At 68.8% G+C, this 19,826-nt stretch carries 17 protein-coding genes; 12 read left to right on the forward strand and 5 right to left on the reverse strand.

Annotation, left to right across the window (positions count from 1 at the left end):
- Window positions 1-24 precede the first annotated feature (24 nt).
- Together nucS and OCQ_RS25860 are read left to right on the forward strand one after the other, a co-directional pair.
- Complete coding sequence (gene nucS, locus OCQ_RS06775; RefSeq protein ID WP_008254859.1) at window positions 25-693, forward strand: endonuclease NucS; 669 nt, start codon at window positions 25-27, stop codon at window positions 691-693.
- Between the two features lie 22 nt (window positions 694-715).
- A complete protein-coding gene (locus OCQ_RS25860) occupies window positions 716-1,018 on the forward strand; it encodes a hypothetical protein (protein ID WP_080552542.1) in 303 nt (100 codons plus the stop codon).
- Window positions 1,019-1,028: 10 nt separating this feature from the next.
- Here the strand turns inward: OCQ_RS25860 and mce are convergent, their stop codons facing one another.
- Entirely contained in the window at window positions 1,029-1,496 is a 468-nt protein-coding gene (mce, locus tag OCQ_RS06780; RefSeq protein WP_008254861.1) for a methylmalonyl-CoA epimerase, read from the reverse strand.
- A gap of 89 nt (window positions 1,497-1,585) precedes the next feature.
- Between mce and OCQ_RS06785 the strand changes: the two genes are divergently transcribed.
- The gene (locus tag OCQ_RS06785; protein ID WP_008254863.1) at window positions 1,586-2,779 is read left to right on the forward strand and encodes an acetyl-CoA C-acetyltransferase; all 1,194 of its coding nucleotides are present in this window, start codon (window positions 1,586-1,588) and stop codon (window positions 2,777-2,779) included.
- 181 nt (window positions 2,780-2,960) lie between these two features.
- Window positions 2,961-3,875, forward strand: coding sequence for a tetratricopeptide repeat protein (locus OCQ_RS06790; protein WP_008254864.1), 915 nt, complete (start codon window positions 2,961-2,963; stop codon window positions 3,873-3,875).
- A gap of 91 nt (window positions 3,876-3,966) precedes the next feature.
- On the opposite strand, the gene glgB is transcribed toward OCQ_RS06790, so the two are convergent.
- Window positions 3,967-6,162, reverse strand: a complete 2,196-nt coding sequence (gene glgB, locus OCQ_RS06795) for a 1,4-alpha-glucan branching protein GlgB (RefSeq protein ID WP_008254871.1) — start codon at window positions 6,160-6,162, stop codon at window positions 3,967-3,969.
- A gap of 35 nt (window positions 6,163-6,197) precedes the next feature.
- A complete protein-coding gene (locus OCQ_RS06800) occupies window positions 6,198-8,291 on the reverse strand; it encodes an alpha-1,4-glucan--maltose-1-phosphate maltosyltransferase (protein ID WP_198763772.1) in 2,094 nt (697 codons plus the stop codon).
- Window positions 8,292-8,586: 295 nt separating this feature from the next.
- Here OCQ_RS06800 and glgP point away from each other — a divergent pair, with 295 nt between their 5' ends.
- Entirely contained in the window at window positions 8,587-11,229 is a 2,643-nt protein-coding gene (gene glgP / locus OCQ_RS06805) for an alpha-glucan family phosphorylase (RefSeq protein WP_014711093.1), read from the forward strand.
- Window positions 11,230-11,238: 9 nt separating this feature from the next.
- Here the strand turns inward: glgP and OCQ_RS06810 are convergent, their stop codons facing one another.
- Complete coding sequence (locus OCQ_RS06810) at window positions 11,239-13,266, reverse strand: ATP-dependent DNA helicase (protein WP_014384084.1); 2,028 nt, start codon at window positions 13,264-13,266, stop codon at window positions 11,239-11,241.
- A gap of 8 nt (window positions 13,267-13,274) precedes the next feature.
- On the reverse strand, window positions 13,275-14,582 hold the full coding sequence (locus OCQ_RS06815; protein ID WP_014384085.1) for a nicotinate phosphoribosyltransferase: 1,308 nt from the start codon (window positions 14,580-14,582) through the stop codon (window positions 13,275-13,277).
- Window positions 14,583-14,648: 66 nt separating this feature from the next.
- On the opposite strand from OCQ_RS06815, the gene clpS reads away from it, so the two are divergent.
- The 7 genes from clpS to rph all read left to right on the forward strand — a co-directional run bounded on the left by clpS (window position 14,649) and on the right by rph (window position 19,822).
- Window positions 14,649-14,954 (forward strand): ATP-dependent Clp protease adapter ClpS, encoded by a 306-nt coding sequence (gene clpS, locus OCQ_RS06820; protein WP_026071508.1) that lies wholly within the window; start codon window positions 14,649-14,651, stop codon window positions 14,952-14,954.
- 24 nt (window positions 14,955-14,978) lie between these two features.
- Window positions 14,979-15,560, forward strand: coding sequence for an oxidative stress transcriptional regulator AosR (gene aosR, locus OCQ_RS06825; protein ID WP_014384086.1), 582 nt, complete (start codon window positions 14,979-14,981; stop codon window positions 15,558-15,560).
- A gap of 5 nt (window positions 15,561-15,565) precedes the next feature.
- Window positions 15,566-16,621 (forward strand): P1 family peptidase, encoded by a 1,056-nt coding sequence (locus tag OCQ_RS06830; RefSeq protein WP_036458561.1) that lies wholly within the window; start codon window positions 15,566-15,568, stop codon window positions 16,619-16,621.
- A 60-nt stretch (window positions 16,622-16,681) separates the two neighbouring features.
- The gene (locus OCQ_RS06835) at window positions 16,682-17,353 is read left to right on the forward strand and encodes a rhomboid family intramembrane serine protease (protein ID WP_036458477.1); all 672 of its coding nucleotides are present in this window, start codon (window positions 16,682-16,684) and stop codon (window positions 17,351-17,353) included.
- Window positions 17,350-18,165, forward strand: coding sequence for a glutamate racemase (gene murI / locus OCQ_RS06840; protein ID WP_014384089.1), 816 nt, complete (start codon window positions 17,350-17,352; stop codon window positions 18,163-18,165). Before OCQ_RS06835 ends, murI begins: the two co-directional genes overlap by 4 nt.
- A gap of 72 nt (window positions 18,166-18,237) precedes the next feature.
- Window positions 18,238-19,020 carry a cyclic nucleotide-degrading phosphodiesterase gene (locus OCQ_RS06845; RefSeq protein WP_008254889.1) on the forward strand — a complete coding sequence of 261 codons (783 nt, stop codon included), beginning with the start codon at window positions 18,238-18,240 and terminating at the stop codon, window positions 19,018-19,020.
- Window positions 19,021-19,042: 22 nt separating this feature from the next.
- Complete coding sequence (gene rph, locus OCQ_RS06850) at window positions 19,043-19,822, forward strand: ribonuclease PH (protein WP_008254891.1); 780 nt, start codon at window positions 19,043-19,045, stop codon at window positions 19,820-19,822.
- The last annotated feature ends 4 nt before the right edge of the window (window positions 19,823-19,826 follow it).

Raw genomic sequence — 19,826 nt, forward strand, 5'->3', positions numbered from 1 at the left:
CGGCCACGCTCTAAGGTGAGTCGGGTGCGTCTAGTGATCGCTCAATGCACCGTGGACTACGTCGGCCGGCTCACCGCGCACCTGCCCTCCGCGCGCAGGCTGTTGCTGTTCAAGGCCGACGGATCGGTCAGTGTGCACGCCGACGACCGCGCCTACAAACCGCTGAATTGGATGAGCCCGCCGTGCTGGCTGAGCGAGCAGGCCGGTGACCCCCCGGTGTGGGTTGTCGAAAACAAGGCGGGCGAACAACTGCGCATCACCGTCGAGGAGATCGAACACGACTCCAGCCACGATCTCGGCGTGGACCCGGGGCTGGTCAAGGACGGCGTCGAAGCGCACCTGCAGGCGCTGCTCGCCGAGCACGTCCAGCTGCTCGGCGAGGGGTACACGCTGGTGCGTCGCGAGTACATGACCGCCATCGGCCCCGTCGATCTGCTGTGCCGCGACGAACGCGGCGGCTCGGTGGCGGTGGAGATCAAGCGGCGCGGCGAGATCGACGGCGTCGAGCAGCTCACCCGCTACCTCGAGCTGCTCAACCGGGACAGCCTGCTGGCGCCGGTGCAAGGGGTCTTCGCGGCGCAGCAGATCAAGCCGCAGGCGCGCACCCTGGCCGTCGATCGCGGGATCCGTTGTGTGACATTGGATTACGACAAGATGCGGGGCATGGACAACGACGAGTACCGGCTGTTCTGAAGCCCGTCACTAGACTGATCGCATGCCTCGGCGCCGCCCACCGCCACGCAGGCAGCGGCCGTCGGCGCCGCTGCTGCGCCGGGTGGAGGTCGGGCCCGACGGACACGAGTACGAGGTCCGTCCCGTCGCGGCGGCCCGAGCGGTCAAGACCTATCGCTGCCCGGGCTGTGATCACGAAATCCGCTCCGGCTCAGCTCATTTGGTGGTGTGGCCGATCGATTCGGTGTCCGGGACAGGCGCGGGTCACGTCGAGGACCGCCGGCATTGGCACACGCCGTGCTGGGCGCACCGCGCCACCCGCGGTCCCACCAGGAAGTGGTCTTGACTACCGGCTTTCAGGCGGCCGGTTCGACGAGCTCGATCAGCACTCCGCCGCCGTCCTTGGGGTGGATGAAGTTGATCCGGGAGTTTGCCGTGCCGCGCCGGGGCGCGTCGTAGATCAACCGCACGCCTTGCTCGCGGAGCCGCTCGACCATGGCGTCGAGGTCGCTGACCCGAACGGCCATCTGCTGAATGCCCGGCCCGCGCTTGTCGAGGAACTTCGCGATCGTCGAGGACTCGTCGATCGGGGCCATCAACTGGATCTGCGCGGTGCCCGCCGGGGCGCCCCGCACCGCCAGCATGGCTTCGCGGATTCCCTGCTCCTCGTTGACTTCCTCGTGCACCAGGATCATGCCGAGGTGGTCGTGGTACCAGTCGATGGCGGAGTCCAGGTCGGCGACTGCGATGCCGACGTGATCGATCGCCGTCACCAGTGAGGTGGCCAGGATCTGACGGGCGTCAACTTGATCGGTCGTCATCACATAACGGTAACCTGGCGGCAAAGATTGCGCTTCTCCGGGAGTCCGAATCGGCCGTCGGGGGAGCGCCCAGCAGGCCTTAGGAGAGAGTCATGACGACGTCGGTGATCGTTGCTGGAGCGCGCACACCCATCGGCAAGCTGATGGGTTCGCTGAAGGATTTCTCGGGCAGCGATCTGGGCGCCATCGCGATCGCCGGCGCGCTGGAGAAGGCCTTCCCAAATGTTCAAGAGCCGGGTTCGCTGGTCGACTACGTGATCATGGGCCAGGTGTTGACGGCCGGGGCGGGCCAGATGCCCGCACGCCAGGCGGCCGTGGCCGCCGGCATCGGCTGGGACGTTCCGGCGCTGACCATCAACAAGATGTGCCTGTCCGGAATCGACTCCATCGCGCTGGCCGACCAGCTCATTCGCGCCGGGGAGTTCGACGTGGTGGTCGCCGGCGGCCAGGAGTCCATGTCCAAGGCGCCGCACCTGCTGATGGACAGCCGCTCGGGCTACAAGTACGGCGACGTCACGGTCCTCGACCACATGGCCTACGACGGCCTGCATGACGTGTTCACCGACCAGCCCATGGGCGCGCTCACCGAACAGCGCAACGACGTCGACAAGTTCACCCGCCAGGAGCAGGACGAGTTCGCTGCCGGGTCGCATCAGAAGGCGGCCGCGGCGTGGAAGGACGGCGTCTTCACCGACGAGGTGGTGCCGGTCAACATCCCGCAACGCAAGGGTGATCCGCTGCAGTTCACCGAGGACGAAGGCATCCGCGCCAACACCACGGCCGAGTCGCTGGCCGGCCTCAAGCCGGCGTTTCGCCGCGATGGCACCATCACCGCCGGTTCGGCCTCCCAGATCTCCGATGGCGCCGCCGCGGTGGTGGTGATGAGCAAGGCCAAAGCGCAGGAGCTGGGGCTGAGCTGGCTGGCCGAGATCGGCGCGCACGGGGTGGTGGCCGGTCCGGACTCCACCCTGCAGTCGCAGCCGGCCAACGCGATCAAGAAGGCCATCAGCCGCGAGGGCATCTCCGTCGACCAGCTCGATGTCGTGGAGATCAACGAGGCGTTTGCCGCGGTCGCGCTGGCCTCGACCCGCGAACTCGGCGTGAATCCCGACATCGTCAACGTCAACGGCGGCGCGATCGCGGTCGGGCATCCGATCGGCATGTCGGGGGCGCGCATCACGCTGCATGCGGCCCTGGAATTGGCGCGGCGGGGGTCCGGATACGCCGTCGCGGCGCTCTGCGGGGCCGGAGGGCAGGGCGACGCCCTGGTTCTGCGGGCGGGTTAGCCAGGGATCGACGCTCCCCGCGACGTTGCTGGCGCCGTGCGGCGGCAAGAATTTTGTGATCTTCGTCATACGGGCCGATCACGCCCCTTTTTGAGGGGATTTTCGGCCCCGTCCCGGCCGTGCCCAAGCGGCGCCGCCACCGGGTGGATCGGTAGCCCGCGCGCATGACAAACTTGACGGCGTGACGCGTCCGCGACCTTCCATCGGCCCCGCACTGACCGGTGCTGTCGATCTGTCCGGTCTCAAGCAGCGCGCCCAGTCGCCCGGCGCCGCTCCGGGAGGGCCCACGCCCCCGACCACCGAGGGGGGTGGCATCACCGCGGTCACCGAGGCCAACTTCGAGGCCGAGGTTCTGCTGCGGTCCGAGGAAGTGCCGGTCGTCGTGTTGCTGTGGTCGCCGCGCAGCGACGCGTGCGTCCAGCTCCTCGACACGCTGTCCGGGCTGTCCGGCCAGGACAACGGCAAATGGTCGCTGACCTCCGTCAATGTCGATGTCGCGCCCAGGGTCGCCCAGATCTTCGGCGTCGACGCCGTCCCCACCGTGGTGGCCTTGGCGGCCGGGCAGCCGATCTCGAGTTTCCAAGGCGTGCAGCCGGCCGAGCAACTGCGCGGCTGGCTGGACCAGATCCTCTCCGCGACCGCCGGGAAGCTTAGGGGCGCAACGGGTTCCGCGGAACCCGACGTCGTCGACCCCGAGTTGGCCGCGGCGCGCCAGCAGCTGGAGGACGGTGACTTCGAGGCCGCCAAGGCGTCCTATCAGTCGATCCTGGATGCCAACCCGGCCAGCGCGGAGGCCAAGGGCGCGATCCGCCAGATCGAGTTCCTGACGCGCGCGACCGCCCAGCGCCCGGACGCCGTCGCGGTCGCCGACGCGGCGCCGACCGACATCGAAGCCGCCCTCGCGGCCGCCGACGTGCAGATCCTCAACCAAGAGGTCGCCGCCGCGTTCGAGCGACTGATCGCCTTGGTGCGCAGCACATCCGGCGATGATCGCGCGTTGGTGCGCACCCGCCTGGTGGAGCTGTTCGAACTGTTCGACCCGGCCGATCCCGAGGTCGTCGTCGGGCGACGCAACCTCGCCAACGCGCTGTACTGACGCGAAATCGGCTCACGAACGTCGAGTTGTTGGCGCCAACAGCGCCGAAATCGCGCAACTAGTCCACGTTCGGCGATGGGGTTAAGGGGCCCTACTCCGGTTCCAGCCACAGCGCCGACGTGGGCGGCAACACCAGCACCGCCGAGGCCGGGCGCCCGTGCCACGGGTCCTCGGTGGCATCGACACCGCCCATGTTCCCGACCCCCGAACCGTTGTAGACGGTGGCGTCGGTGTTGAGCACCTCGCGCCACCGCCCCGCCGACGGCAGGCCCAGCCGGTAGCCGCCGTGCTCGGCACCGGCGAAATTGAACACGCACGCCATCACCGAGCCGTCCTTGCCGTAACGCAGGAAGCTCAAGACGTTGTTGCCCGAGTCGTTGGCGTCGATCCAGGAGTAGCCGTCGGGCACGGTGTCTTGGCTCCACAGCGCCGGGTGGCTGCGGTAGATGTCGTTGATGTCGCGCACCATGCGTAGGACGCCGTTGGAGAATCCCTGCTCGTCGAGCTGCCACCAATCCAGACCGCGCTCTTCGGACCACTCGGCGCGCTGGCCGAATTCCTGGCCCATGAACAGCAATTGCTTGCCCGGGTGAGCCCACTGGTAGGCGAGCAGGCTGCGCAGGCCGGCGGCTTTGACGTGATTGTTGCCCGGCATGCGTCCCCACAGCGTTCCCTTGCCGTGGACCACCTCGTCATGGCTGATCGGCAGCACATAGTTCTCGCTGAACGCATAAAGCATCGAGAACGTCATCTCGTGGTGGTGATAGCTCCGATAGATCGGATCGCGGCTGATGTAGTCGAGCGTGTCATGCATCCAGCCCATGTTCCACTTCATTGAAAAGCCCAGGCCGCCAAGGTTTGTCGGCCGGGTGACCCCGGGCCAGGAGGTCGACTCCTCGGCGATGGTGACGATGCCCGGGGCGCTCTTGTGCGCCGTGGCGTTCATCTCCTGCAGGAACTGGACCGCCTCCAAGTTCTCCCGCCCGCCGTAGATGTTCGGCGTCCAGCCGCCTTCGGGGCGGGAGTAATCCAGGTACAGCATCGACGCGACCGCGTCCACACGTAGTCCATCGATGTGAAATTCTTCGAGCCAGAACAAGGCGTTGGCCACCAGGAAGTTGCGTACCTCACGGCGACCGAAGTCGAAAACGTAGGTGCCCCAGTCGAGTTGCTCACCGCGTTGCGGGTCGGAATGTTCGTAAAGCGGGGTGCCGTCGAAGCGGGCCAGCGCCCACGCGTCCTTCGGGAAGTGTGCCGGCACCCAGTCCACCAGCACGCCGATACCGGCCTGGTGCAGGGCGTCGACCAGGGCCCGGAATTCGTCCGGGGTGCCGAACCGGGACGTCGGGGCGTAGTACGACGTCACCTGGTATCCCCAGGATCCGGCGAAGGGATGTTCGGCGACCGGGAGCAGCTCGACGTGGGTGAATCCGTGCTCCACAACGTAATCCGTCAGCTCGCGGGCCAACTGGCGGTAGTTGAGCCCGGGTCGCCATGAACCCAGGTGAACCTCGTAGGTGCTCATCGGCTCGAACACCGGGTTGCGCCCGGCGCGCTGCGTCATCCAGTCCGCGTCTTCCCAGGTGTACTTGCTGCGCGTCACCCGGGAGGCCGTGTGCGGCGGCACCTCGGTGGCGAAGGCCATGGGGTCGGCGCGTTCGGTGACCACTCCGTCGGCGCCATGAACGCGAAACTTGTACAGCCCCTCCAGCGGGAAGCCGGGCCAGAACAGCTCCCACACGCCCGAGGAGCCCAACACCCGCATCGGGGCGTCGTTGCCGGTCCAGCCGTTGAACTCGCCGACCAGGCTGACGCCCTTGGCGTTGGGCGCCCACACCGCGAACGACACCCCGTTGACCACGCCGTCGGCCGTGGTGAACGAGCGAGGATGCGCGCCAAGGACTTCCCAGAGGCGCTCGTGGCGCCCTTCGGCGAACAGATGAAGGTCGACCTCGCCGAGGGTGGGCAGGAAACGGTAGGCGTCGGCGACGACGTAGGGGTCGGCGCCCTCGTAGGTGATCTGGAGCCGATAGTCGATCAGGTTGGTGAACGGCAGCGCCACGGCGAACAGCCCGGACTCGACGTGCTGCATCGGGAATCGGTCGTCGCCGACGATCGCGACGACCTCGACCGCGTGGGGCCGGTACGCCCGAATGACGGTGTGGTCGCCGTATTCGTGGGCCCCCAGCACGCCGTGCGGGTTGTGGTGCGTGCCGGCGACCAGGCGCGACAGGTCGGCGGGGTCGGGCGCCAGGTGCGTCCGAGCGAGTTGGTCGGCTTGGCTCATGTCCCTTTCGCCTCCGGTCCGTTTCATGTCTGGTGTCAATGCCTGCGCAGCAGCGTCATTCGAGCGTCATGCGGTACGCGCGGCATGTTGATGATGTGCGCGACCGCCTGCCCGGGATCGATGCGAACGTAATTGGCTTGTCCCCATTGGAATTCCTGGCCGGTGATCTCGTCGCGCACCCAAAAGCGCTCGTAGGGCTCCATACCCAGTGCGGCCATATCCAAAAACAGGGTCGCTTCCTCGGGGCCGAAGGCGTTGAGCGTCACCACCACCAACACGCAGTCGCCGGTGGCCGGGTCGAACTTGCTGTAGGCGAGCAGCGCGTCGTTGTCCACGCTGTGGAAATGGATGGTGCGCAGCTGCTCGAGGGCGGGGTGGAGTCGGCGAATCGCGTTGAGCTGCGTGATGAATGGCTCAAGCGAGCGTCCCTCGGCGAGCGCACCCGCGAAATCGCGAGGCCGCAACTCGTACTTCTCGGAGTCCAGGTACTCCTCGCTGCCTTCGCGCACCGCGCGATGCTCGAACAGCTCGTATCCCGAATACACGCCCCAGGCCGGTCCCATCGTCGCGGCCAGCACCGCACGGATGGCGAACATCCCGGGCCCGTTGTGCTGCAAGATGGCGTGCAGGATGTCGGGGGTGTTGACGAACAGGTTGGGCCGGCGGAAGTCGGCCAAAGCGGCGATCTCGTTACCGAATTCGGTCAGCTCCCACTTCGCCGTGCGCCAGGTGAAGTAGCTGTACGACTGCGTGAAGCCCAGTTTGGCCAGCCCGTACTGGCGGGCCGGCGGCGTGAAGGCCTCGGAGAGAAACAGCACGTCGGGGTCGATGGCCTTGACCGCGGCGATCAACCACGCCCAGAAGTCCGGCGGCTTGGTGTGCGGGTTGTCGACGCGAAAAACCTTGACGCCGTGGTCCATCCAGTGCCGGACCACGCGCAGCACCTCGTCGTAGAGGCCGGCCGGGTCGTTGTCGAAGTTGATCGGATAGATGTCCTGGTACTTCTTGGGCGGGTTCTCCGCGTAGGCGATGGTGCCGTCGGGCAATTCGGTGAACCAGTTGCGGTGGTTACGCGCCCAGGGATGGTCCGGCGCGCATTGCAGCGCCAGGTCCAGCGCCACCTCCATGCCCAATTCGCGTGTCGCGGCGACGAACGCGTCGAAGTCCTCGATGGTGCCCAAATCCGGGTGGACGGCGTCGTGGCCGCCCTCGTCGCTGCCGATCGCCCAGGGAGAACCCACATCTGTCGGAGCGGCGGTGGGGGAGTTGTTGCGCCCCTTGCGATGTACCTTGCCGATCGGATGGATCGGCGGCAGGTAGACGACGTCGAACCCCATCGCCGCGATGCGCCCGAGCGCGGCGGTTGCGGTGGCGAATGTGCCGTGCACGGGGTTGCCGTCGGCGTCCCATCCGCCGGTCGAGCGGGGAAACATCTCATACCAGGAGCCGAACCTGGCCAACGGCCGGTCCACCCAGACGCTGTACTGCTCGCCGCGCGTGACGAAGTCGCGCAGCGGGTGGTCCGCCAGGATTTCCTCGATCTCCGGCCCCAGCGCCAGCGCCGTTCGGGTGACCGGGTCGCCGGGGGTGCGCAGCGCCGCGGCGGCGGCCAGCAGCGGTTCGCGCCGGGCGCGCGGCACCTCGCTCGCGGCGCGTTCGAACAACCCGGCGCCTACCAGAAGATCATTGGACAGTTCCTTCTCGCCCTGACCGGCGTCCAGTTTGGCGACCAGCCCGTGCCGCCAGGTGTGGATCGGATCGCCCCACCCCTCGACGCGGAAGGTCCACAGCCCCACCTGGTCGGGGGTGAACTGGCCGTGGAACACATAGGGTTCCAGACCCATCGTCATCGGCAGCGCCAGCGGCTTGACCTTTTGCTGGTCGACCTTGCCGTCGCGATCGGTCACCGGCTTTGCCGGAGCCTGAACCGCTTTGACCCGCCGGGTCTCGGTGACTTGCGGATAGCCCGGCCCGAGGTAGCGCACGACCAGGGTTGCGGCCACCGCTTCGTGGCCTTCCCGCCACACCGCGGCGCTGACCGGCACGACCTCGCCGACCACGGCTTTCGCGGGAAACGCGCCACAGGAAACGACCGGCTGGACGTTATCGATCTCGACACGACCGGGCACCACCACTCCGTTCCGATTTTCCCGCTTCCTCCGCGCCCCGCGCCGCGGGCCGCATCGTCACCGGGAGCGATCCAGATTGTGTGCGGCCAGTCCGGGGTGTGCTCCGCGCGGAACGCCGCTCGTCGGGAAACTTCCTGTCGTGGGGAACTTTCTATGCGGGGAAGCATCGTTGCGACCCCGATAACTAACCGATACCCACCCTAGTCTTCGGTCACACCCCGCCACGGAAAGCGAACGAAAAGCGGTCTTTCGCGCCGCCGTGCGCGGGCCGGAATCCTCAGTAAGGTAGGGACGCGTGAAAGCCCTCCGCCGGTTTACCGTCCGTGCTCACCTTCCCGAGCGTTTGACCGCGCTGGACCAGCTCTCGACCAACTTGCGATGGTCATGGGACACGCCGACCCAGGACCTTTTCGCGAGCATCGACCCGGACCTGTGGCAGCGATGCGGCTGCGATCCGGTGGCGTTGCTGGGGGCGGTCAAGCCGGCGCGACTCGACGAATTGGCGATCGACGAGACCTTCCTTCGCCGGCTCGACGAGCTGACCGCCGAATTGAACGATTACCTCAACCGCCCGCTGTGGTACCAGCAACAGCAGGACCACGGCGCCGAGATGCCGGCCGCCATCGCCTACTTCTCGATGGAGTTCGGCATCGCCGAGGTGCTGCCCAACTACTCCGGCGGCTTGGGCATCCTCGCCGGTGACCACCTGAAGTCCGCATCCGATCTGGGCGTGCCGTTGGTCGCGGTCGGGCTCTACTACCGGTCCGGCTACTTCCGGCAGTCGCTGACCGCCGACGGGTGGCAGCACGAGAACTACCCGTCGCTGGACCCGCAGGGGCTGCCGTTGCGGTTGCTGACCGATGCCACCGGCGACCCCGCCCTGGTTGAGCTGATGCTGCCGGACTCCGCGCAGCTGCACGCCCGGATCTGGGTCGCGCAGGTGGGCAGGGTCCCGCTGCTCCTGCTCGATTCCGACGTCCCCGAGAACGAGCACGATCTGCGGGGTGTCACCGACCGCCTGTACGGCGGCGATCAGGAACACCGGATGAGGCAGGAGATCCTGGCCGGCATCGGCGGCGTGCGGGCGATCCGCGCCTACACCGCCATCCACGGCCTGCCCGCGCCGGAGGTGTTCCACATGAACGAGGGGCACGCCGGGTTCCTGGGCGCGGAGCGCATTCGCGAGCTGATGACGGGCGCGGCGTTGGACTTCGACACCGCGCTGGCGGTCGTGCGCTCGAGCACCGTGTTCACCACCCACACCCCGGTGCCCGCGGGCATCGACCGTTTCCCCATCGACATGGTGCGGCTGTACTTCGACGACCATCTTGCCGACGAATCGGCATCCGGCGGCGACGGCACGGCGGCCGACGCGACGAGCGCGCCCGTGTTGCTGCCGGGGGTGCCGACGGCGCGCATCCTGGCGCTCGGCGCCGAGGACGACCCGACGAAATTCAACATGGCGCACATGGGTCTGCGCCTGGCCCAGCGGGCCAACGGGGTCTCGTCGCTGCACGGCCGGGTGAGCCGGGCGATGTTCAACGAGCTGTGGCCCGGATTCGACCCCGGGGAGGTGCCGATCGGGTCGATCACCAATGGGGTGCACGCGCGCACCTGGGCGGCGCCGCAGTGGCTGCAGCTGGGCTACGAGCTGGCCGGGTCGGATTCGTTCAGCGATCCGGGCGTGTGGTTGCGCCTGCAGCAGGTCGATGCGGGTCACCTGTGGTGGATTCGTTCGCAATTGAGGTCCCTGCTGGTCGACGACGTGCGGCGCCGGCTGCGGCGCTCGTGGTTGGAACGCGGCGCCTCGGACGCCGAATTGGGTTGGATAGCAACAGCTTTCGATCCGGAAGTGCTGACCATCGGGTTCGCCCGGCGGGTGCCGACGTACAAGCGGTTGACGCTGATGCTGCACGATCCGGATCGGCTGGAGCAGCTGCTGCTGGACAGCGAACGGCCGATCCAGCTGATCGTCGCCGGTAAGTCGCACCCGGCGGACGACGGCGGCAAGGCCTTGATCCAGCAGGTGGTGCGATTTGCCGACCGGCCGCAGGTGCGCCACCGCATCGCGTTCTTGCCCGACTACGACATGTCCATGGCCAGGCTGCTCTATTGGGGCTGCGACGTCTGGTTGAACAACCCGCTGCGCCCGTTGGAGGCCTGCGGCACCTCGGGAATGAAGAGCGCACTCAACGGCGGGCTGAACCTGTCCATCCGCGATGGCTGGTGGGATGAATGGTACGACGGCGAAAACGGTTGGGAGATACCGTCTGCCGACGGCGTGGCCGACGCGGAGCGCCGCGACGACCTGGAATCCAGCGCGCTGTATCGGCTGCTGGAAGAAGCCGTGGCACCGAAGTTCTACGAGCGTGACCAGCACGGGGTACCGCCGCGCTGGATCGAAATGGTGCGCCACACCCTGCAGACGCTCGGCCCGAAGGTCCTGGCTTCCCGCATGGTGCGCGACTACGTCGAGCAGTACTACACGCCCGCGGCGCAATCGCTGCGCAAGACGCTCGCGCCCGCCGACGGCGGCGGCGAGTTCGGCGCCGCCCGCGAGCTGGCCGCCTATCGCCGGCGCGCCTACGAGGCCTGGCCGAAGATCGTGATCACCGACGTCGACAGCACCGGCCTGCCGGACAGCCCGGTGCTCGGCTCGAAGCTGACCCTGACCGCCACCGTGCAGCTGGCCGGGCTGGCGCCCGAGGAGGTCACGGTCCAGGCGGTGGTCGGCCGCGTCGACGCCGGCGATGCGCTGCTGGAGCCGATTACCGTCGAGATGTCGTACACCGGCACCGCCGAGGGCGGCAACCAGGTGTTCTCGACGACCACACCGCTGCCGCTGGCGGGATCGGTGGGATACACCGTGCGCGTGCTGCCCCGCCATCCGATGCTGGCCGCCAGCAACGAGCTCGGTCTGGTCACCCTGGCCCGGTAGCCGGAACGCTCAGGCGGACAGGCCTTCTTGCGAGTCCTCTGCTGTCCGCAGCCGCTGCAGCGCCTCACGCACCTGCGCCCCGTTGGTGGTCTGCCAGAACGGCGGCAGCGAGGCCCGCAGGTAGCCGCCGTAGCCGGCGGTGACCATGCGCGAGTCGAGCACCGCGACCACCCCGCGGTCGGTCACGCGGCGCAACAGCCGGCCGGAGCCCTGCGCCAGCAGCAGCGCCGCGTGGCTGGCCGCGACGGCCATGAAGCCGTTGCCGCCGCGCGCGGCGACCGCCCGCTGGCGCGCGCCCAGCAGGGGGTCGTCGGGGCGGGGGAACGGGATGCGGTCGATCAGCACCAGCGACAGCGACGGCCCGGGCACATCGACGCCCTGCCACAGCGACAGGGTGCCGAACAGCGAGGTCTGCGGGTCGGCGCTGAACTGCTCGACCAGCGCCGACGTGCTGTCGTCGCCCTGGCACAACACCGGTGTCGACAGCCGTTCGCGCATGGCCTCGGCGGCCGCGCGGGCCGCCCGGATCGACGAGAACAGGCCCAGGGTGCGCCCGTCGGCGGCGGTGATGAGCTCGGCGATCTCGGCCAGCTGCTCGGCCGAGCCGACGCCGTCGCGCCCGGGCGGCGGCAGGTGCGCGGCCACGTACAGGATGCCGGCCTTGGCATGCTGAAACGGCGAGCCGACGTCGAGGCCGCGCCAGCGTGCGTCGCCGCCGTCGTCGCTCGTGGGAGCGGTCAGGCCCCACGCCGCGGCCATGGCGTCGAAGGAGCCGCCGATCGTCAGCGTCGCCGATGTCAACACAACCGTCGAACGCGAGAACACGCGTCGGCGAAGTAGCCCGGCGACCGAGAGCGGGGCCACCCGCAACACCGGGCGCGGTGCACCCCGGTTCTCCTCGTGTTCCAGCCACACCACGTCGGTGCGGTCGGGGATGGCCGGCCCGAACGAGGCGAGCACCCGCGACGCCGTCTCCGAAATCTCACTGAGCGCGGCGACCGCTTCGGCGCGGGCCGCCGCCGCCTTGGCGTCGTTCGTGGTGTCGATCGCCGAACGCGCCGCGGTGGCGACGTCGCGCAGCGCGGTCAGGTACGTCGCCAGGTCCTCGTCGAGGCGGTCGATGCGCCCCGGCGTGCCGTCGTGGATCGCCGCCGCGAAGTTGGCGGTCGTCGCGTCGAGGCGCTGGACCAGTTCCGGGCTCACCAACCTGCCGATCCGCCGCGAGGCGACCCCGAGCGCGGCCGACGTCAACTCCGCGGTGGCCACGGACGTCACCCGGTCCACCAACTCGTGCGCCTCGTCGACCACCAGCAGCGCGTGCTCGGGCAGCACCGCGGATTCGGCGACCGCGTCGATGGCCAGCAGCGCGTGGTTGGTGACCACGACGTCGGCACGGCCGGCCAGGCCCCTGGCCCGCTCGGAGAAGCACTCGGTGCCGAACGGGCAGCGGGCCACCCCGAGGCATTCCCGCGCGGAAACGCTGACCTGAGACCAGGACCGGTCGGGCACGCCCGGCTTCAAATCGTCGCGGTCACCGGATTCGGTGGTCGACGCCCACTCGGTGAGCCGTTGCACGTCGCGGCCCAGGGCGCTGACCGCCATGGGGTTGAAGAGTTCCTCTTGCGGCCGCCCGTCGACGTCGTCACCGTCGGCCGCCCCGCCGTTGTGAATCTTGTTGAGACACAGATAGTTTCGTCGGCCTTTGAGCAGCGCGAACTGCGGGCGGCGCGGCAGCGCGTCGGCCAGCGCATCGATGAGCCGGGGCAGATCGCGATCGACGAGCTGGCGTTGCAGCGCGATGGTGGCCGTCGACACGACGACGGGGGAGTCGTCGTCCAGGGCGTGCACGATCGCGGGCACCAGATAGGCGAGCGACTTGCCGGTGCCGGTGCCGGCCTGTACGACGAGGTGTTCGTCGGTGGCGAAGGCCCGCGCCACCGCGTCGGCCATCTCCTGTTGGCCGCTGCGTTCACTGCCGCCGAGCGCGGCCACGGCGGTGGCCAGCAGCTCGTGCACGGACACGTCGGACGTGGTCACTCCCTTGCTCAGGCGCGGATCTGCGTCGTCGTGACCGCGGGTTCGCCGTGCGACAGGTTCAGCCCCTCCCACGGCAGACTGCGCAGCCCGGAAGCTACCAGCTCGCGCGCCGCGGCGAGGTTCGGTTTGGACACCAGCTCCCCGCCGCGGACCAGCGGGACGGTCAACACCCGGGCCGGTTCATCGACGTCGGGCTGACGGCCGGCCGGATACAGGATCTCCTCGGTGATGGTGCCGGAGCTGCGCGCGGTGCGCAGTGCCTCTTTGTGTCCGCCGTGGGATTCCTTGTGGCTGCTGCGCTTCTGCACCGGCAGGCCGTCCACTTCGATGAGCTTGTACACCATGTTCGCGGTGGGTGCGCCCGAGCCGGTCACCAGCGACGTGCCGACGCCGTAACTGTCCACCGGCTCGGCTGCCAATGCGGCGATGGAGAACTCGTCGAGGTCACCGGAGACCACGATGCGGGTCCCGGTGGCGCCCAGGTCGTCGAGCTGCTGGCGCACCTGGCGGGCCAGCACGCCCAGCTCGCCGGAGTCGATGCGCACGGCACCGAGCCCGGTGCCGGCGGCGGCCACCGCGTTGGCCACGCCGGCCGTCACGTCGTAGGTGTCCACCAGCAGGGTGGTCTCGACGCCGAGCGCCTCGACCTGCGCCCGAAAGGCCGCCAATTCGGTCGACTCCGCGGGGGTGTCGGCGCGCGCGTGCAGCATGGTGAACGCGTGCGCGGAGGTGCCCTCGGCCGGTATTCCGTAGCAGCGCTGAGCCTCCAGATTGGAGGACGCGGCGAAGCCGGCGATGTAGGCGGCGCGGGCCGCGGCGACCGCCGCCTGTTCGTGGGTTCGCCGTGACCCCATCTCGATCAGCGGTCGTCCCCTGGCCGCACTCACCATCCGCGCGGCGGCCGACGCGACCGCGGTGTCGTGGTTGAAAATCGACAGGGCCAGCGTTTCGAGCACCACGCACTCGGCGAACGTCCCGGTCACCGACAGCACCGGGGATCCGGGGAAGTACAGCTCGCCCTCGGCGTAGCCGTCGATATCGCCGCCGAACCGAAAATCGCGCAAGTACCGCAACGTATCTGGATCGAGGAATTGCCCGAGCGACCGGCAGGCCTCGTCATCGAAGGTGAACTGCGGCAGCGCCTCGAGCAGCCGGCCGGTTCCGGCGACCACGCCGTAACGGCGTCCCTCGGGAAGACGGCGCGCAAAAAGCTCGAAGGTGGTGCGGCGATTGGCGCTGCCGTCCCGCAGCGCCGCCGCCAACATCGTCAACTCGTACTTGTCGGTCAGCAGCCCGGTGACGACCGAGTCGTTCATTCCATAACGGTATCGGCTGCCCCGCGGGCTCGGAAACGTCGTGCATCCCTCGGTATCGTGTAGGCCATGGTTGTTATGTCAGCGCCCACTAAGCCGGGCACTACAGGACAACGCGAGTCCGCGCCGGTCGAGGTCACGGCGAGTCCCTGGGTCACGATCGTCTGGGATGACCCGGTCAACTTGATGACGTACGTGACATACGTGTTCCAGAAGTTGTTCGGCTACAGCGAGCCGCATGCCACCAAACTCATGCTGCAGGTGCACAACGAGGGAAAGGCCGTGGTGTCCGCCGGTAGCCGGGAGTCCATGGAAGCCGATGTGTCCAAGCTGCACGCCGCCGGTTTGTGGGCGACGCTGCAGCAGGACCGCTGACGATCGAGGCGCTGGCGATTCCCTGTGCGCAAATGGAAGCGCGTCGAGGCCGCGGACGGTCCCCGTTTCCGGTCGGCCCTGGCGTCCCATGAGGCGGCACTGCTGAAGAACCTCGCCACCGCGATGATCGGTTTACTCGACGAGCGTGAATCTTCTTCGCCGGCAGACGAACTCGAAGAAATCACCGGCATCAAGACCGGCAACGCCGAACCGCCCAAAGACCCCACCCTGCGCCGGCTGCTGCCGGACTTCTACCGAAACGACGACCAGGACACCGCGCCTGCAGATTCCGCGGACAGCCTGAACGCCGCGCTGCGCAGCCTGCACGAGCCGGGCATCGTCGACGCCAAACGCGTTGCGGCACAGCGGTTGCTGAGCACGGTCCCCGAGGACGGCGGCCGGTTCGAGCTGAGCGAGGAAGACGCGAACTGTTGGATCGGGGCGGTCAACGACATCCGGCTGACGTTGGGCGTCATGCTCGAGGTCGGACCCGAGGGCCCCGAGCGGCTGCCGGCCGATCATCCGCTGGCCGTGCACTTCGACGTCTACCAGTGGCTGACGGTCCTGCAGGAGTACCTGGTGTTGGTGCTGATGGGGTCCCGGTGACCGCGATGGGCGCGATCACCGACGTCGCTGGGATCCGCGTCGGCCACTACCAGCGATTGGACCCCGACGCCTCGTTGGGCGCGGGCTGGGCCTGCGGCGTCACCGTGGTGCTCCCGCCCCCGGGGACCGTCGGCGCGGTCGATTGCCGCGGCGGGGCGCCCGGAACCCGCGAGACCGATCTGCTCGACCCCGCCAACACGGTGCGGTTCGTGGACGCGGTGCTGCTCGCCGGGGGCAGCGCCTACGGCCTGGCGGCCGCCGACGGCGTCATGCGCTGGCTGGAAGAACAGGAACGCGGCGTGGCGATGGGTGGGGGCGTGGTGCCCATCGTGCCGGCAGCGGTGATCTTCGATCTGCCGGTCGGCGGCTGGCAGTGCCGCCCGACGGACGAGTTCGGCTACCTGGCCTGCGCCGCCGCCGTGCAAGAAGGTGCGGCGATGGGCGTGGGCAACGTCGGCGCCGGGGTGGGGGCCCGGGCCGGGGCGCTGAAGGGCGGGGTCGGCACCGCCTCGACGGCGCTGCCGAGCGGTGTGACCGTCGGCGCGCTGGCCGTGGTGAACGCCGCGGGCGAGGTCGCCGACCGGGCGACCGGGTTGCCGTGGATGGCCGACTTGGCCCACGAGTTCGGACTCTCTCCGCCGCCGCCCGAGCAGGTCGGCGCCTTCGCCCGGCTGCCGTCCCCGTCGGACCCGCTGGAGGAACCGCTCAATACCGTCATCGCGGTGGTGGCCACCGACGCCGCCCTGAGCCCGGCGGCGTGCCGTCGGGTGGCCATCTCGGCCCACGACGGCCTGGCCCGCAGCATCCGGCCGGCCCACACGCCGGTCGACGGGGACGCGGTGTTCGTCCTGGCCACCGGGGCGGTCGAGGTCGAGCCCCCGTCGCCCAGTTCAAAGCCGGTGCCGGCCGCGTTCTCCCCCGAGACGCGGCTGGTCACCGAGGTCGGCATCGCGGCCGCCGATTGCCTGGCGCGAGCGGTGCTGGGCGGGGTGCTGGCCGCCGAATCGATCGCCGGGATCCCGAGCTACCGCGACGTGCTGCCCGGCGCACTCGGCCGATGAGGAATCCGCCCGCCGCGCCGGTAGCCTGGACGATGCCGGAAACGCGCTGGAAGGGCAGCTATGGGTAAGACCGCTCCGAGGGCACCCGCCGCCCAGGAGAAGAAGCGGTCCACGCCGATGGTGGGCGCCGCCACGATCCTCACCTTCGTCGTGTTGCTCTACTTCGTCGAGCTGGTCGACCAGATGACCCGGCACTCGCTGGATGCCAACGGCATCCGGCCCCTCGAGCTCGACGGCCTGTGGGGCATCGTCTTCTCCCCGCTCTTGCACGCGAGCTGGGAGCACCTGATGGCCAACACGGTGCCGCTGCTCGTGCTGGGTTTCCTCATGACGCTGGCGGGGCTGTCCCGGTTCGTGTGGGCGACCGCCATCGTATGGATCCTCGGTGGTTTGGGCACCTGGCTCATCGGTGACGTCGGCAGCAGCTGCGGCCCCACCGACCACATCGGGGCTTCCGGCCTGATTTTCGGCTGGCTGGCCTTCTTGCTGGTGTTCGGGATATTCGTGCGCCGGGTGTCCAACATCGTCATCGGGCTGGTCGTGATGTTCGCCTACGGCGGCGTCCTGCTCGGCGCCATGCCGGTGCTCGGACTCTGCGGGGGCGTGTCCTGGCAAGCGCATCTGTGCGGTGCGATCGCCGGCGTCGTGGCCGCCTATTGGTTGTCCGCCCCGGAACGCAAGGCCCGGTCGAAAAGGACGGCCGGCACCGCGTCGCCGCGCCGGAAGACATGAGCGGACCACTGGCGCCCGTCGGGGTCTTCGACTCCGGCGTCGGGGGGCTCACCGTCGCGCGGGCGATCATCGATCAGCTGCCCGACGAGGACATCATCTACGTCGGCGACACCGGCCACGGGCCCTACGGCCCGCTGACGATCCCCGAAGTTCGGGCGCACGCGTTGGCCATCGGCGACGACCTCGTGGGCCGCGGCGTCAAGGCGTTGGTCATCGCCTGCAACACGGCATCCGCGGCCTGCCTGCGCGACGCCCGCGAACGCTACGACGTGCCCGTCGTCGAGGTGATCCTGCCCGCGGTGCGCCGCGCGGTCGCGACCACCCGCAACGGACGGATCGGCGTCATCGGCACCCAGGCGACCATCAACTCGCATGCCTATCAGGACGCGTTCGCGGCCGCCCGCGACACCGAGATCACCGCGGTGGCCTGCCCGCGGTTCGTCGACTTCGTCGAGCGCGGCGTGACCAGCGGGCGTCAGGTGCTCGGGTTGGCCGAGGGCTACCTGGAGCCGCTGCAGCGCGCGCAGGTGGACACGCTGGTGCTCGGATGCACGCACTACCCGTTGTTGTCGGGACTCATTCAACTGGCCATGGGTGAGCACGTGACGCTGGTGTCCAGCGCGGAGGAGACCGCCAAAGAGGTGCTGCGGGTGCTCACCGAGCGAGACCTGCTTCGCCCGCATGATGCGCCGCCCGCGACTCGCGTCTTCGAAGCCACCGGCGACCCCGACGCATTCACCAGACTGGCGGCGCGATTCCTCGGTCCCGCCGTGTCCGGAGTTCAGCCCGTTCATCAGGTGCGCGTTGATTGACGACCGGGCGAGATTCTCGTCACACCAAAGCGGCCATGTTTTCGTCATGGCCCTGTCGGGCATGGCACAGTAGTGTCCGTGCGAATAACCGTGCTCGGCTGCTCGGGCAGCGTGGTGGGTCCGGATTCGCCTGCGTCGGGTTATCTGCTCCGGGCACCGGACACTCCGCCATTGGTCATCGACTTCGGCGGGGGTGTTCTCGGCGCACTGCAGCGCTATGCCGACCCCGGTTCCGTGCACGTGCTGTTGTCGCACTTACACGCCGACCACTGTCTGGATTTGCCCGGATTGTTCGTATGGCGGCGCTATCACCCGACGCGCCCGCTCGGTAAGGCGTTGCTGTACGGCCCCGGCGACACCTGGTCGCGGCTGGGCGCGGCGTCCTCACCCTACGGCGGCGAGATCGACGACTGCTCGGACATCTTCGACGTTCGTCACTGGGTCGACGGCGAGCCGGTGACGATCGGTGAGCTGACGGTGACGCCGCGGGTAGTGGCCCACCCGACCGAGTCCTACGGATTGCGGATCACCGATTCCTCCGGCGCGTCGTTTGTCTACAGCGGTGACACCGGTGTCTGCGATCAGCTCGTCGAGCTGGCCCGCGGCGCCGACGTTTTTCTCTGCGAGGCGTCTTGGACGCATTCGGCGGACCGGCCGCCCGCGCTGCATCTGTCGGGGACCGAGGCCGGCCGGGCCGCGGCCGAGGCCGGCGTTCACGAATTGCTGCTGACGCACATCCCGCCGTGGACCTCGCGGGAGGACGTGATCAGCGAGGCCAAGGCCGAGTTCGATGGTCCCGTGCATGCGGTGGTGTGCGGTGAGACGTTCGATATCCGCCGCTCCGAGAGGGTCTGACACTCCACGTTAGGGTTGCGTCGTGACGAGACGAGAAGACGGCCGCCTCGACGACGAGCTTCGGCCCGTCGTCATCACCCGCGGTTTCACTGACCACCCAGCCGGTTCGGTGCTGATCGAATTCGGCCACACCAAGGTCATGTGCACCGCCAGCGTGACCGAGGGTGTGCCGCGCTGGCGCAAGGGTTCGGGGCTGGGGTGGCTGACGGCGGAGTACGCGATGTTGCCGTCGGCGACCCACACGCGCTCCGACCGCGAATCGGTGAAGGGGCGGCTGTCGGGGCGCACCCAGGAGATCAGCCGGCTGATCGGACGCTCGCTGCGGGCGTGCATCGACCTGGCGGCGTTGGGGGAGAACACAATTGCCGTCGATTGTGACGTGTTGCAGGCCGACGGGGGAACCCGCACCGCGGCCATCACGGGCGCATTCGTGGCGCTCGCCGATGCGGTGACGTATCTCGGGGCGGCGGGCAAGCTGTCGGATCCGCGCCCGTTGTCGTGCGCCATCGCGGCGGTCAGCGTCGGAGTGGTCGACGGCAGGGTCCGGGTGGACCTGCCCTATGAGGAGGACGCCCGCGCCGAGGTGGACATGAATGTCGTCGCCACCGACACCGGCACCCTCGTCGAGGTTCAGGGAACCGGTGAGGGCGCGACCTTCCCGCGTTCGACGCTGGACAAGCTGCTCGACGTGGCGCTGGCCGCCTGCGACAAGTTGTTCGCCGCCCAGCGCGAGGCGTTAGCGCAGCCATACCCCGGTGAGCTCCCCGAGGGGGCTCCGGCGCCGAAGGCGTTCGGCAGCTGACCGT

This window comes from Mycobacterium paraintracellulare, assembly GCF_000276825.1.
GTDB lineage: Bacteria > Actinomycetota > Actinomycetes > Mycobacteriales > Mycobacteriaceae > Mycobacterium > Mycobacterium intracellulare.